Source organism: Rhizobium sp. LjRoot30 (assembly GCF_964253915.1).
Lineage (GTDB): Bacteria > Pseudomonadota > Alphaproteobacteria > Rhizobiales > Rhizobiaceae > Metarhizobium.
On the sequence record NZ_CAXUSG020000012.1, the window covers coordinates 31,037 to 44,151 of the forward strand.

The following is a 13,115-nucleotide window of genomic DNA, read 5'->3' on the forward strand; positions in this document are numbered from 1 at the left end:
TCCCACCGAGCCCTCAATCGTCGGCCGGCGACACGTCTTTTCTCAGCGGCTTGAAACTCATCCGGTGCAGGAGGCATGGGCCATGGATCTCGATGTTGCGTCGATGGACGGCGGTGGCATAACCGACATGGTTGGCAAAGCCGTAGGCCGGGAAAACATCGGCGGCGCGGGCCATCATCCGATCCCGCGTCACCTTGGCGACGATCGAGGCGGCCGCAATGGACACCGATCGGGCATCACCCTTGATTACCGCCCGGCCATGGCAGTGCAGACCCGGAGGAACATCACGACCGTCGACCAGCACCAGCTTGGGGGCAAGGCAAAGGCTCAGCACCGACCGCCGCATGGCATCAAGGCTTGCCCGCAGGATATTCATGCCGTCAATGCGTTTCGGCCCCGAAGATGCGATGGCGACGGTGGCGGTCGACAGGATGACATCGAACAGGTTTTCCCGCTCTGATAGCGTCAACTGTTTTGAATCGTTGAGGCCCTGCGGGATATTGTCCGGATCGAGAATCACCGCTGCGGCGACGACCGGCCCGGCCAGTGGCCCACGACCAGCCTCATCGGTGCCGGCAACCGGCCAGAGACCGTCCTTGCAGGCGGCAAGCTCCATGAAAAAATCCGGTCCCGAAGGCGGGATATCGAAAAGCAGTGGAGAATCGGGCGGCATGCGCTTTTTCATGCGGCGAAAATTGCACGCCGGCCCGATCTCCTGCAAGCCCCCGGTCTGCGGCTCGTATCAGGCCAAGCCGCAATGGAGGGCGGCTCCCCGGGGGCTTTCCGGAGGCGGGGGACAGGGGACCGCCGCCGGAAACTCTATGTCTCATCTCAAAGCAGCGACAGCTGCACGCCGCTGCCGTTCGGCGGCACGAAAAGATCGTCGCGTAACTGCGCACTGCGACGTCCCATGCCGAGCCTCTTGGTGGCCATCTCGAAGCGCCGGCCGATCTGCCAGGCATAAGGGCCGGCGCCCTTCATGCGCTTGCCGAATTCGGCATCGTAATCCTTGCCGCCGCGCATCGACCGTATCAGCGACATGACATGCCGGTAGCGGTCGGGATAATGCTGGAGCAGCCAGTCGCGGAAGAGCGGGCTGACCTCCAGCGGCAGACGCAACAGCACGTAACTCGCTTCCGTTGCTCCGGCAGCCTTGGCGGCATCGAGAATACGCTCGATCTCATGATCGTTCAGCGCCGGGATAATCGGCGACACCAGAACGCTGGCGGGAATGCCGGCTTCGGTAAGCGCCCGGATCGCTTCAAGCCGTTTCGGCGGTGTCGCAGCCCGCGGCTCCATCGTCCTTGCCAGCTTGCGGTCGAGCGTCGTCACCGACAGGCCGACCTTGGCAAGTCCCTTGGCGGCCATTTCCTGCAGGATGTCGATGTCGCGCGTCACCAGCGCCGACTTGGTGACGATCATGACGGGATGGTTGGCCTTGTTCAGCACCTCGAGGATCTGCCGCATGATGCGCCATTCCCGCTCGATCGGCTGGTAGGGGTCGGTGTTGGTGCCGATGGCGATGGTCCGCACCTTGTAGCCCGGCTTCGCCAGCTCGCGTTCCAGAAGTTTCGGCGCGTCCGGCTTGGCAAACAGCTTGGCCTCGAAATCGAGACCTGCCGACAGGCCCATATAGCTGTGCGTCGGCCGGGCGAAACAATAGATGCAGCCATGTTCGCAGCCGCGATACGGATTGACCGAGCGATCGAAGCCGATGTCAGGCGAATCGTTCTTGGTGATCGCCGTGCGCGGCTTTTCCACCTGCACCTCGGTCTTGAACGGCGGCAGTTCCTCCAGAGACTGCCAGCCGTCGTCAAAGGCGGCACGCTGCTGCAGCTCGAAACGTCCGTCCGGATTGAGGCCGGCGCCACGACCGCGCCGCCGCTCGGCATCGACCCGCAGCCCGGAGGCGACGATCAGCGCATCGGCAATATCTGCCGTATTGGCAGGCTGGAAGGCAGCCCGCCCGACATGGGACAGATCGTTCATTGGTGTTCTCCGCACGGGGGTCAATTCGCCCCGTCAAATCATGATTAAATTCCTATCGCGAAAATGAGAACATTGCAAGAACAAAATAGCGGATAGAACGATGGCAATTTCTTGTGCGATGCAGTAATCAGAAAGGCATGTTGACAGTCATCATGGAATGCCGCGATCAGGAGGCCGAACTGGCGCAGACCCTGTCGGTGCTCGTTGCAGGCGCCGTGGAGGGTCTGGTCAGCGATGTTGTCGTGCTTGATCACGGTTCGAAGGACGGGTCGTCCGACGTTGCCGATGCCGCCGGCTGCCGTTTCCATCTGCACTGGGACCTGGCCGAAATCGTGCGCGGCGCGCGCGGTGAGTGGTTGTTGCTGCTGGAGCCTGGCGCGCGGCCGCAAAGCGGATGGGTCGAGGAGATTGCCGAATACATGGCGCTGAACCGCCTGCCGGCGCGGTTTTCTCCATCGGTCAGTTACCGGCTGCCCCTCTTGAAGCGTATTTTCCGCGCCGTGCCGCCACTCGAGCCGGGCTTCTTGATTTCGAAGAGCCAGGTGCTGGCCGCGGCCAAGCCCGGCCTCTCCTTGGCCGAACTGGCAAAAGGGCAGAAAACCCGACGTCTGGCGAGCGAACTTATCCCATCTTGGGTGGCGCGCTCGTTGCGCTGACGGTTAAGCCGAGGGATTGCCGCGCTTCAGGTGCTCGTCGAGCCGCGGCATGATTTCCACGAAATTGCAGGGCATGTGGCGATAGTCGAGCTGTCCGGCAAGAATGCCGTCCCAGGCATCCTTGCAGGCGCCGGGGGAGCCCGGCAGCACGAAGATGAAGGTGGCATTGGCCACGCCGCCCGTTGCCCGCGACTGGATGGTGGACGTGCCGATCTTGTCGTAGGAAATGCGGTGGAAGACTTCCGAGAAGCCGTCCATCCGTTTTTCGAACAGCGGTTCCAGCGCCTCGGGCGTCACGTCGCGGCCGGTAAAGCCGGTGCCGCCGGTGGTGATCACCACATCGATCGTATCGTCGAGCGTCCACGCCTTCACCTGGTCGTAGATGCGGGTGCGGTCATCCGGCACGATGGCGCGAGCCGAAAGCCGGTGGCCGGCAGCCTCGATGCGGGCGACGAGCGTGTCGCCGGACTTGTCGTCGGCCAATGTCCGCGTATCGGAAACGGTCAGCACGGCGATGCCGACGGGAATGAACGGGCGGCTTTCGTCCAGGCGGGTCATACCGTGCCTCCGGCAAAGGTTTCTGTCGCCTGGACATACCAGTCCGGCCGGGCGGCGTGAAGCGCGGCGGCTGCTTTTCCGGCAAGGTGTGGATCGGTAAACAGCGCAAAACAGGTCGCGCCGGACCCCGACATCCGCACCATCGAGGCGTTTTGGTGCAACAACAGGCCTCTCGCCTCTTCGATCTCGCCGACGAGGCTTTTGGCAGGTGCTTCCAGGTCGTTGCGGCCAGAGGAAAGCCAGGAAAGCCAATCCGCGCGATCCGTCGAGGACGGCAGCGCTGGGAGCGGCGCGTTATGCTTGTCCGTCAGCAGTTTGAAGATCGCCGGCGTCGAGACCGCCTTCAGCGGGTTGACCAGCACGCAGGAAAAAGCGGGCAACTGTGGAAGGCGCTCGATCTCGTCGCCGATGCCGCGGGCAAGCAGCGGGCGTCCGGCAAGGCACATCGGTACATCGGCGCCAAGGCGCAGGGCGATGGCGTGCAGCACTGGCGCCGGCACGTCATGCTTCCACAGCCTTTGCAGGCCCCGCAGCGCAGCCGCCGCGTCGGCCGAACCGCCGCCGATGCCGGAAGCAACCGGCAAGTTCTTTTCGAGATGGATGTGAACGGCCGGTGCCTGCAAACCTTCGGCGGCAAATGCTGCCCGCAAGGCATCCCGCGCCTTCAACACCAGATTGGCCTGCGGATCTTCCGCCTGCAACAAAGATCCGAACCGGCCGGAGAGGGTGAAGTGATCGGCCTCGGCCGGCGAAAGCGTCACGCGGTCGCCGGCAACGGCGAAGGTCACCACCGATTCCATCAAGTGGTAACCATCCGGCCGCTGGCCGATCACATGCAGCGCCAGATTGATCTTGGCCGGCGCCGGCTCGGTAATGCTGTCCGCGGTCACGACAGGCGAGGACTCTTACTTCACCTTTGCCGGCAGCTTGATAACTTCGCCGGTCTTCAGGTCTTCCGGATTGCCCTTCAGCGCCGGGTTGAGTTCGAGGATCTCGTTGACGCGGTTGCCGTCGCCGAGGATTTTTTCGGCGATCTTGGCAACGGTGTCGCCGGCCGCGATGGTGTAATCCGTCGTCGGAGCCTCGGTCTTGTTGACTGCGACCTGCTGCTGTGGCCCGTCGCTCAGCCCGTCCTTGATCTTCGCCTCGATCTTCGGGATCTCGGTCATTTCCGGCTTCATCGTCAGGGCGCGCTGCCACTGGTAGCGGGCCTCGAACGTGCGGCCGACACGCCAGTAGGCGTCGCCCAGATGGTCGTTGATCGTCGCATCGCCAGCCTTCAGCTGTGCGGCGCGCTCCAGTTCGTTGACGGCTTCCTCGAAGCGGCCGAGGCGGAAATAGGCCCAGCCGAGCGAATCGACGATGTAGCCGTCATCCGGCCGCAGCTCGACGGCGCGCTTGATCATATCAAGCCCCTCGTCGAGATTGCGGTTCATGTCGACCCAGGAATAACCGAGATAGTTGAGAACCTGCGGCTGGTCCGGGTTGAGTTCCAGCGCCTTGCGGAAGTTCGGCTCGGCCTGCTCCCACTTCTTCAGCCGCTCATAAGCGATGCCGCGCTGGAAGAAGATCGTCCAGTTGCCACGGTTCGGCACCGGGCCGATCACCTCGACGGCCTTGTCGAAATTGTCCGCCATGGCCGCATAGTCCTTGGCGTCAGAAAGCACGCTGCCGTAAGCGATGTAGCTGCGGATATCCTTGGGATCGGAATCGATCAGCGACTTCAGATGCTTCTTGGCTTCGTCGACATCGCCGGTCTGGGCGAGCGCCATGCCGAGCTGCAGCTCGGAAATCCGCCGCATCGGCGAATCCTGCGGCACGCGGCGATAGAACTCGATGGCGCGTTGCGGCTGCTCGGCATTTTCGGCCAGTCCGCCGAGGAGCACCAGCGTATCGGCGCTTTCCGGGTCGAGCGCGTAGGAGGCCTGCAGGTAGAGCGCAACGGCGTCGTCGGCGCCCTGCCGGTTCAGCGCGCTGCCGACGGAGAACAGCACGGCCGCTGCACCCTGTGCCGCCGTCGTGATCTGCTGCTCCGGCTTTTCACCCTTCTCGATGCTCTGGCGAAGGGCATTCAGCGGCGCATAATTGTTGATGAAGTTGTCGCCGGCAGAAATCGCGTCCAGCGCCTTCTGCTTGTTGCCTTCCTTGGCTTCCAGCCGTGCCAGCGCCATCACGGCGCGCACATAGGTGTCCGGTGCCGTCTGGCCGCCGTCACGGTCGGCCACGGCTTCGCTGAGGTGCGAACGCGCCTTGGAGGTGTCGCCGCTGGCAGCCGCCAGCGCGCCGGCATGGTAATGCTTGAAGATGTCGAACCACTGCGGGCCCTTCATGCCTTCGATCAGCGCCAGGGCGTCCTTGCTCTTGCCGTCACCCATGCGGGCCCAGGCAACGAGCAGGCTGTTCATCATCCGCTCGAGATCGTTCGGGCCTTCATACTTGAGGATCTTCTCCGCCGAAGCGTAGTCCTTCTCGTAGATGGCATTGAGGCCGCGGACGATGGTCGTGATGCGCTCGACGGAGGGATCGTTCTTCATCTGCTCGGCCAGCTTGACGCCGTCCTGGAAGTCGCCGTTCATGAACAGCGCGATCATCAGCCGCTGGCGGATCTCGGGATTGCCCGGCTCCAGCTCCAGCGCCTTGCGATAGAGCGAAATGGCGTTCTTGTAGTCCTTGTCCACATCGGCCGTGCGTCCGGCGAGGAAAGCACCGGCAAAGGTCGTTGCGGTGGAGGGGTCGAAGGTTTCCACCTGTTCGCTTGCAGGCGCCTTTTCGGCCTGGGCGTAAGCCATCGGGGCCGCCCCGGCGACCATCAGAACCGCGATCGCGACGCCGGAAAGAAGACGGTGGGCAACTGTCTGCCGCATGAACAAGCCTTTCATCAGGGACGGGTCAAGCCCGAAAGCATAAGGAACACGGGCGTAATGATTCCGTAACAGAATGGCTTTTTTGAAGCAGCCCCGCAAGGAATTCCGCGCGTGCCTCAGTTCACCCGCTGGATGGAGAAGTCGATGACCTCCATCAGCGCCGTCTTCCAGGCGGATTGCGGCAGCGGCGCCAGCGCGTCGCGGGCGATGGTGCCGTAATGTTTGGCGCGGGCGATTGTGTCGGCAAGGCTGCCGTATTTGGTGATCAGGCCGAGCGCCTTTTCGAGGTTTTCCTCGCTGCTGTTGCCGCCTTCGATGGCGTCGCGCCAGAAGGCGCGTTCGTCCGGCGTGCCCCGGCGATAGGCGAGGATGACGGGCAGGGTGATCTTGCCCTCGCGGAAATCGTCGCCGACATTCTTGCCGAGATCGGCGGCCTTGCCGCCGTAATCCAGCGCATCATCGACCAGCTGGAAGGCGAGGCCGAGGTTCATGCCGTAGGATTTCAGCGCGTTGCGGCCTGCCTTGTCGGTCCTGGCGACGATCGGGCCAACTTCGGCGGCAGCGGCAAACAGCGCTGCCGTCTTGGCGCGGATCACCTGCAGGTAATCATCCTCGGTCGTCTCCATGTTCTTGGCGACGGACAGCTGCAGCACCTCGCCCTCGGCGATCACCGAAGCGGCGGTGGACAAAACGTCGAGTGCATCGAGCGAACCGACATCGACCATCATGCGAAACGCCTGGCCGAGCAGGAAGTCGCCGACCAGCACGCTCGCCTGGTTGCCCCAGATCATCCGCGCCGTCGATTTGCCGCGGCGCAGGTCGCTTTCGTCGACGACGTCATCGTGCAGCAGTGTGGCGGTGTGCATGAACTCGACGCTGGTGGCGAGCTTCACATGCGCATCGCCCTCGTAGCCGAACATCGCGGCGGAGGCGAGTGTCAGCATCGGCCGCAGGCGTTTGCCGCCCGAGGAGATCAGGTGGTTGGCGACCTCGGGAATCATCTGCACGTCGGAACCGGCCCGCGACAGGATGAGCTGGTTGACGCGCTCCATGTCCGCCTTGGTCAGATCGACGAGCGGCTTCACCGAAGCCTGTTTGTTCTTGCCTTCTTCAAGCGGTATTACGACGCCCAACGACCCGGACTCCTGTTCATTCTTTGCAAAAGACAATAGAAAGGGCCGGTTAGCGCGGCAAGAGGCGAATTGTCTCGCTCATGCGAATTTGACAGGGATTTCATCGGAATGCTCGAACTCATCCGCACCAACGATCCGGTCCTGCTCTCCTTTGCCGAGAGCCTGATGAAGGATGCCGGCATTCATTGCATGGTCGCCGACCAGGGAATGAGCATTCTGGAAGGCTCGCTCGGCATGCTGCCGCGCCGTTTCCTGGTCGAAAGCGACCGGGCGGACGAGGCGCGCGCCATTCTGACCGATGCCGGCCTTGCGGACGAATTGCGCGATGCACCACGCTGAGCCGAAGGAGGTCGCAGGCCCCCAGGCCGAGACCCTCGATGCCTTTCACTACGGTCGTTTCCACGTGTTGCAGCCGAAGGGCAGGGGGCACCGGTCGGGCATGGATGCCATGCTGCTGGCCGCGCTCGTCGCCGATGAGCGGCCGATCCGCGTTGCCGATCTCGGCGCCGGCGCAGGTGCTGCCGGCATGGCGGTCGCCTCGCGGCTGGCAAACGCCGAGGTGGTCCTTGCGGAACGATCGCCGGACATGGCCGATTATGCCCGCCGCAGCGCCGTCCATCCGCTCAATGCCCACATGGCTGCCCGGCTGTCCGTCGTCGAGGCGGACGTGACGGCCACCGGCCGGGCAAGGCGCGCCATGGGGCTCGACGACGACAGTTTCGACCACGTGATCATGAACCCGCCCTTCAACGACGGCAGCGACCGGCGCACGCCGGATGCGCTGAAGGCGGAAGCGCATGCCATGCATGACGGCCTGTTCGAAAGCTGGGTGCGCACGGCCGGCGCCATTCTGCGCCCCGGCGGTCAACTGTCCCTGATCGCCCGGCCGGAATCGATTGCCGAGATCATCGCCGCCTGCGGCCGCCGCTTCGGTGGCATCGAAATTACTGCCCTGCATCCTCGCGCCGGCGAGAATGCCGTGCGCATCCTGGTGACGGCGATCAAGGGGTCGCGTGCCCGCCTCAGCCAGCGTTTCCCGCTGGTGATGCATGAAGAGGACACCCACCGCTTCGCCGCCCTGTTCGACGATTTCAACAACGGCCGGGCCGCCTACGCCCGAAAACGCTGAATTTTACGTCGTGCCGCTTGTGTTCGCCGTAGCGATACACACATATCCCGGCAGGTTTTCAAACATAGGGATGACGGATGGCGGGTTTTCTGAAGCGGCTTTTACCGAAACGCTTTCGCAAGAAAAGAGTGGTCATCCCGGTCGTTAGGCTTCACGGCGCCATCCAGGCGGGCGGCAGCGCCTTCCGCCCCGCGCTCAATCTCGCCTCCTACTCCGCCGCCCTGGAAAAGGCCTTCGCGATGAAGGAAGCGCCGGCGGTGGCGCTGTCGATCAATTCTCCGGGCGGTTCGCCGGTGCAGTCCCGGATGCTCTATCAGCGCATTCGGTCGCTTGCGGGAGAAAACGGCAAGAAGGTCTTCGTGTTCGTCGAGGATGTCGCGGCCTCCGGCGGCTACATGATCGCGCTCGCCGGTGACGAGATCTTCGCCGACCCCACCTCGATCGTCGGTTCCATCGGCGTCGTTTCCGGCGGCTTCGGCTTTCCCGAGCTTCTTCGCAAGATCGGTGTCGAGCGGCGCGTCTATACCGCCGGCGAAAACAAGGTGATCCTCGATCCGTTCCAGGAAGAAAAGCCGCAGGACATCGAATATCTGAAGACGCTGCAGCTCGATATCCATGCGGTGTTCATCGACATGGTCAAGGCGCGACGCGGCGAAAAGCTGTCCTCCGAGCCGGAGGTCTTCTCCGGCCTGTTCTGGACGGGCACGCGTGGCCTCGAACTGGGATTGATCGACGGTCTCGCCGACATGCGCCAGGAATTGCGCAAGCGGTATGGCGACAAGGTCAAGCTGGAACTGGTCACCGGTGCCCGCGGTTTCCTCGGTCGCCGCGCGCCGGGCGTGTTCGGCAGCGCAAGGGCCGAAGAGGTTGCGGCAGCAGCCGCATCGGGGCTTGCCGGAACGCTGGAAGACAAGGCATTGTGGAGCCGTTACGGACTTTGAGCCGGAAGGACGGGGGAGATGGCACAACTTATATTTCTGATCATTCTCGTCGCAGGCGGCTGGATTCTCTACAAGCGCTTCATCGGCGATGCCCAGAAGCTGGCCGCCAAGTCCAGGCAAGCGGAACGCGAGCGCGAAACGGGTGCCATGGGCACCCTCATCAAGGACCCCGCCACCGGCGAATATCGGGTCAAGCGCCCGGACGAGTGATCCTCGTCCGGCGGCGGTTGTGCGTCAGCTCTGCAGGCGCGGGCTGTTGATGACCTTGCGGAACAGGGTTTCCATGGCCTGAGAGATGCCCTGCGTCGGGCTGACCTCGAAGAACAGGCCGGGCGTGGCGCATTCCTGCATCTTCGTGGAAATCTCGCTCTGGAACGGCTTGATCCAGGAATTGTACCAGCTGTTCTTCGGCAGCGGCAGGTAGGTGGTGTAGAGGATGGCGATCCGGATGCCGCGATCCTTGATCGGCTTGCAGAAGGAGACGTCGATCGGCTCCTGGCAGCGGCTGCCGGTGGTCTTCTTGGTGCAGGTCGAGGGCTTGTAGCTGTCGCCGACGCCGTCGGACACGAAGAACAGTACCTTCTGCCGGTCCGTCGAACTGTCGCCGGTACCGGGCTTGTCGATCAGCTTGTTGATTTCCGTCAGGGCCGAATCGAAGCTTGTCTGCTGGTCGTTGTTGTAGCCCTGCTGCGGAATGGTCATCAGGTCGACGGCGCTGGCATAGGTCTTGACCTGGTCCATGTTGCCGTTGAGCGTCGAAACGGTGGTGAGCTTGGCATCCTCGGCCTTCTCGCCGAACGTATAGACGCCCATGCGATACTGGTTCGAAAACAGCATCGTGTCCTTGGCGGTCTGGGTCAGCTGCTGGGTTGCCTGGCGTACGGTGTCGACACGCATGCTCACGCCAAGCTTCTTGGCGAGATTATAGTAATTGTTGGCGTTTTTCGTCTCGTGGCAGGCAAATGCGCAGCTGTCGGACGTATTGGCTTCCAGCGTCGCGATGTCGGTGGCTGTGGCGCCGACGCCCATCGACGGCGTGTTGTCGAGCAGCATGTAGAAATCGATATGCGAGCCGAGCTGGTAGGTTGCCTTCGCAGCGCCGGAAATAACGATCTCCTGCTTGCCGATGATCTTCAGGAAGGTGGTAGGAAGCGACGTCTTGAAATTGACTTCGGCGACGATGTCCTGGCCGCTGCGCTTCACGTCGACATCGATGTTCAGGCTCTCGCTGGAATAGGGATCCTTCGCTTGCGTTTCCACCGTGACACCGCTTCTGGGAAGCTGGGCGCGGAAAATCTCCTTGGCATCCTCGACAGCGGCGGCGATCTGGCCGTCGGTCACCATCTGCCGTGCCAGGGCAACACCATTGGATTTTTCCGATATGGCGCCAAGTGCGGCAGCGTCGGCAGCGCCATACAGCTTGTCGCGCAGTTCCATGGCCCGGCTGAAATCGATGGCGAGGCCGATGACGCCGGCGAAAGGAACGATCAACAATGCTGTAATGATGGCGAAGTTGCCGGCAACGTCACTCCTGAGGCGAAGGAGAGTGCGCATCATGGTTAATATTCCCTGTTCGAGCAACGAATTTCCCGGATGCATGCTCCCGATCTCTTGGAGTATCGGCGCGATGCGCCATTCGTTTTATTATGGTCAGTGCTTTTATAGACTGATGGCGTTTGTGAATTTGTTATCACGATGACTTTAACGTGCACTTAAATCACAACGTTAAGGAATTGATATGGCTGCCCTATTCCGGGACGCCGATGCTGTGTCGTTCTGGGAGGTGGCATCATGCAGGCCGGCAAGTGTCTTGACCCCCGGCGTCCGGCATGGCACCTGTCCGGCAACCTCGACCTTTACCATTGTGATAGACCGATGACCGCTGTTAGCCTGCCAGACCACATGCACCCGACGCGCTCCTTCCAGGGGCTGATCCTGACGCTGCACAACTACTGGGCGGACAAGGGATGCGCCGTGCTGCAGCCCTACGACATGGAAGTCGGCGCCGGTACGTTCCATCCGGCCACGACATTGCGCGCCCTCGGCCCCAAGCCGTGGAAGGCTGCCTATGTTCAGCCGTCGCGCCGCCCGTCGGATGGCCGCTATGGCGAAAATCCCAACCGGCTGCAGCATTATTACCAGTACCAGGTCATCCTGAAGCCCAACCCGTCGAACCTGCAGGAGCTTTATCTCGGCTCGCTGGCGGCGATCGGCCTCGATCCGCTGCTGCACGACATCCGTTTCGTGGAAGATGACTGGGAAAGCCCGACGCTCGGCGCCTGGGGTCTGGGCTGGGAATGCTGGTGCGACGGCATGGAAGTCTCGCAGTTCACCTATTTCCAGCAGGTCTGCGGCATCGAATGCTCGCCGGTTGCCGGCGAACTGACCTACGGTCTCGAGCGCCTCGCCATGTATGTCCAGGGCGTCGATAACGTCTACGACCTGAACTTCAACGGCCGCGAGGGCGACGAGAAGATCTCTTACGGCGATGTCTTCCTGCAGGCCGAACAGGAATATTCCCGTCACAACTTCGAATATGCCGATACCGGCATGCTGCACCGTCACTTCATCGATGCGGAGAAGGAATGCCAGGCGCTGCTCGCCGCCGGCGCGCCGGGCGATGCCGATAACCAGCGCCTGCACAAATGCGTGCTGCCGGCCTATGACCAGTGCATCAAGGCCAGCCACGTCTTCAACCTGCTCGATGCCCGTGGCGTCATTTCGGTGACCGAGCGTCAGGCCTATATCCTGCGCGTGCGCACGCTGGCCAAGGCCTGCGGCGAAGCCTTCCTGCTGACGGAGGCCGGTGGCGTCAACTGGCGCAAGGTGGCGTAAGCTCCGCTTCGTCCGACTGATTTTTATCGACTGGCCGCCGCCCGCAAAGTGGGCGGCGCTTTTGTTTTATGCCAGGTCGGTAACCTCCACACCCAGTTCCCACACCGGCTTCAGCGTCGGGTAGCTGCCTGTCGGCAGTTGTCCGGCGTAGATCTGCAACGCGCGACGGGTGCCCGACGGCCGCTCGGCCGGGTCGCTGGCGACATGGCTGACGAAGAGAGCGGCAAAGGCGATGGCGTTGATCAGGGTGAGGGCGGTTTTCATCGGTTCGGCTTGCGGTTTGGAGTGGATCGATCACCCAATTTCGCGCAATCCGCCGGAAATTTCGGTTCCCGCCGGAACACCTCCGACCCTGCCTTGCCGATTATTTTTCTTTCGGTACAACCAAGGTGACAATGCCGGACGAGATGCTAAGCTTCGGCCGGGGATTTCACATAAAAATTGCGGAGTATTTATCCATGTATTTGCTGCTCGTCGCGGTACCGATCGCGATCTATGCCATTTATGTCTATAACAGCCTGGTCCGGTCGCGGCAGATGACCGAAGAAGCCTGGTCGGGCATCGATATCCAGCTGAAGCGTCGTACAGACCTCATTCCAAACCTGATCGAAACGGTGAAGGGATACGCCGCCCACGAAAAGGAGACGCTGGAGAAGGTCATCGAGATGCGAAACCGTGCCCAGGCTCTTCCCTCCGGCGACATCGCCGCGCGATCCCAGGCGGAAGGCTTGCTGTCGCAGGCGCTCGGCCGGCTGATGGCCGTCGTGGAAGCCTATCCCGACCTCAAGGCCAACCAGAATTTCAACGAACTGCAGGAAACGCTGGAAACCATCGAAGGCGAAATCCAGATGTCGCGCCGCTACTACAACGGTGCTGCCCGCGACATGAACGTCAAGATCGACAGTTTTCCGTCCAACCTTGTCGCCCGCAGTTTCCGCTTCGAGAAGGCTGGTTACTTCGAGATCGCCGAAGCCGAACGCGCCGTGCCCACCGTCAAGTTCTGATCCCTC

14 protein-coding genes and 1 pseudogene are annotated in these 13,115 nt (G+C 62.3%); 7 read left to right on the top strand and 8 right to left on the bottom strand.

Annotated features, from left to right (window positions below):
• Positions 1 to 13: 13 nt before the first annotated feature.
• Together ACSQ3I_RS21300 and ACSQ3I_RS21305 are read right to left on the bottom strand one after the other, a co-directional pair.
• The gene (locus ACSQ3I_RS21300; protein ID WP_436002184.1) at positions 14 to 685 is read right to left on the bottom strand and encodes a ribonuclease HII; all 672 of its coding nucleotides are present in this window, start codon (positions 683 to 685) and stop codon (positions 14 to 16) included.
• Between the two features lie 146 nt (positions 686 to 831).
• Positions 832 to 1,989: a PA0069 family radical SAM protein gene (locus ACSQ3I_RS21305; RefSeq protein WP_436002186.1), complete on the bottom strand. Its 1,158-nt coding sequence runs from the start codon at positions 1,987 to 1,989 to the stop codon at positions 832 to 834.
• A 137-nt stretch (positions 1,990 to 2,126) separates the two neighbouring features.
• On the opposite strand from ACSQ3I_RS21305, the gene ACSQ3I_RS21310 reads away from it, so the two are divergent.
• Entirely contained in the window at positions 2,127 to 2,645 is a 519-nt protein-coding gene (locus ACSQ3I_RS21310; protein WP_436002188.1) for a glycosyl transferase, read from the top strand.
• 3 nt (positions 2,646 to 2,648) lie between these two features.
• On the opposite strand, the gene moaB is transcribed toward ACSQ3I_RS21310, so the two are convergent.
• The 4 genes and pseudogenes from moaB to ACSQ3I_RS21330 form a co-directional block, all read right to left on the bottom strand.
• A complete protein-coding gene (gene moaB, locus ACSQ3I_RS21315; protein ID WP_436002190.1) occupies positions 2,649 to 3,203 on the bottom strand; it encodes a molybdenum cofactor biosynthesis protein B in 555 nt (184 codons plus the stop codon).
• A complete protein-coding gene (locus tag ACSQ3I_RS21320) occupies positions 3,200 to 4,093 on the bottom strand; it encodes a 4-(cytidine 5'-diphospho)-2-C-methyl-D-erythritol kinase (protein ID WP_436002192.1) in 894 nt (297 codons plus the stop codon). The genes moaB and ACSQ3I_RS21320 overlap by 4 nt, the downstream gene beginning before the upstream one ends.
• Positions 4,094 to 4,170: 77 nt before the next feature.
• Positions 4,171 to 6,067: pseudogene (locus tag ACSQ3I_RS21325) on the bottom strand (tetratricopeptide repeat protein).
• A gap of 116 nt (positions 6,068 to 6,183) precedes the next feature.
• On the bottom strand, positions 6,184 to 7,200 hold the full coding sequence (locus ACSQ3I_RS21330) for a polyprenyl synthetase family protein (protein ID WP_436002194.1): 1,017 nt from the start codon (positions 7,198 to 7,200) through the stop codon (positions 6,184 to 6,186).
• 108 nt (positions 7,201 to 7,308) lie between these two features.
• Here ACSQ3I_RS21330 and ACSQ3I_RS21335 point away from each other — a divergent pair, with 108 nt between their 5' ends.
• The 4 genes from ACSQ3I_RS21335 (at position 7,309) to ACSQ3I_RS21350 (ending at position 9,480) form a co-directional block, all read left to right on the top strand.
• Entirely contained in the window at positions 7,309 to 7,539 is a 231-nt protein-coding gene (locus tag ACSQ3I_RS21335) for a DUF2007 domain-containing protein (protein ID WP_436002196.1), read from the top strand.
• A complete protein-coding gene (locus ACSQ3I_RS21340) occupies positions 7,526 to 8,329 on the top strand; it encodes a tRNA1(Val) (adenine(37)-N6)-methyltransferase (protein WP_436002198.1) in 804 nt (267 codons plus the stop codon). The genes ACSQ3I_RS21335 and ACSQ3I_RS21340 overlap by 14 nt, the downstream gene beginning before the upstream one ends.
• Before the next feature lie 77 nt (positions 8,330 to 8,406).
• Positions 8,407 to 9,270: a S49 family peptidase gene (locus ACSQ3I_RS21345; protein ID WP_436002200.1), complete on the top strand. Its 864-nt coding sequence runs from the start codon at positions 8,407 to 8,409 to the stop codon at positions 9,268 to 9,270.
• Between the two features lie 18 nt (positions 9,271 to 9,288).
• Positions 9,289 to 9,480: a hypothetical protein gene (locus tag ACSQ3I_RS21350; protein WP_436002202.1), complete on the top strand. Its 192-nt coding sequence runs from the start codon at positions 9,289 to 9,291 to the stop codon at positions 9,478 to 9,480.
• A 24-nt stretch (positions 9,481 to 9,504) separates the two neighbouring features.
• Here ACSQ3I_RS21350 and ACSQ3I_RS21355 read toward each other — a convergent pair whose 3' ends face one another.
• Complete coding sequence (locus ACSQ3I_RS21355; protein WP_436002400.1) at positions 9,505 to 10,824, bottom strand: TadE/TadG family type IV pilus assembly protein; 1,320 nt, start codon at positions 10,822 to 10,824, stop codon at positions 9,505 to 9,507.
• A 321-nt stretch (positions 10,825 to 11,145) separates the two neighbouring features.
• Between ACSQ3I_RS21355 and ACSQ3I_RS21360 the strand changes: the two genes are divergently transcribed.
• Positions 11,146 to 12,105 (top strand): glycine--tRNA ligase subunit alpha, encoded by a 960-nt coding sequence (locus ACSQ3I_RS21360; protein ID WP_436002204.1) that lies wholly within the window; start codon positions 11,146 to 11,148, stop codon positions 12,103 to 12,105.
• 66 nt (positions 12,106 to 12,171) lie between these two features.
• Here ACSQ3I_RS21360 and ACSQ3I_RS21365 read toward each other — a convergent pair whose 3' ends face one another.
• Entirely contained in the window at positions 12,172 to 12,369 is a 198-nt protein-coding gene (locus ACSQ3I_RS21365) for a hypothetical protein (protein WP_436002206.1), read from the bottom strand.
• A gap of 194 nt (positions 12,370 to 12,563) precedes the next feature.
• On the opposite strand from ACSQ3I_RS21365, the gene ACSQ3I_RS21370 reads away from it, so the two are divergent.
• Complete coding sequence (locus ACSQ3I_RS21370; RefSeq protein WP_436002208.1) at positions 12,564 to 13,109, top strand: LemA family protein; 546 nt, start codon at positions 12,564 to 12,566, stop codon at positions 13,107 to 13,109.
• The last annotated feature ends 6 nt before the right edge of the window (positions 13,110 to 13,115 follow it).

Bases quoted from the DNA above. Each gene is read 5' to 3' on its own strand.
- ACSQ3I_RS21300 (WP_436002184.1), bottom strand. From the start codon at position 685: ATGAAAAAGCGCATGCCGCCCGATTCTCCACTGCTTTTCGATATCCCG.
- ACSQ3I_RS21305 (WP_436002186.1), bottom strand. From the start codon at position 1,989: ATGAACGATCTGTCCCATGTCGGGCGGGCTGCCTTCCAGCCTGCCAAT.
- ACSQ3I_RS21310 (WP_436002188.1), top strand. From the start codon at position 2,127: ATGTTGACAGTCATCATGGAATGCCGCGATCAGGAGGCCGAACTGGCG.
- moaB (WP_436002190.1), bottom strand. From the start codon at position 3,203: ATGACCCGCCTGGACGAAAGCCGCCCGTTCATTCCCGTCGGCATCGCC.
- ACSQ3I_RS21335 (WP_436002196.1), top strand. From the start codon at position 7,309: ATGCTCGAACTCATCCGCACCAACGATCCGGTCCTGCTCTCCTTTGCC.
- ACSQ3I_RS21340 (WP_436002198.1), top strand. From the start codon at position 7,526: ATGCACCACGCTGAGCCGAAGGAGGTCGCAGGCCCCCAGGCCGAGACC.
- ACSQ3I_RS21345 (WP_436002200.1), top strand. From the start codon at position 8,407: ATGGCGGGTTTTCTGAAGCGGCTTTTACCGAAACGCTTTCGCAAGAAA.
- ACSQ3I_RS21350 (WP_436002202.1), top strand. From the start codon at position 9,289: ATGGCACAACTTATATTTCTGATCATTCTCGTCGCAGGCGGCTGGATT.
- ACSQ3I_RS21355 (WP_436002400.1), bottom strand. From the start codon at position 10,824: ATGCGCACTCTCCTTCGCCTCAGGAGTGACGTTGCCGGCAACTTCGCC.
- ACSQ3I_RS21360 (WP_436002204.1), top strand. From the start codon at position 11,146: ATGACCGCTGTTAGCCTGCCAGACCACATGCACCCGACGCGCTCCTTC.
- ACSQ3I_RS21365 (WP_436002206.1), bottom strand. From the start codon at position 12,369: ATGAAAACCGCCCTCACCCTGATCAACGCCATCGCCTTTGCCGCTCTC.
- ACSQ3I_RS21370 (WP_436002208.1), top strand. From the start codon at position 12,564: ATGTATTTGCTGCTCGTCGCGGTACCGATCGCGATCTATGCCATTTAT.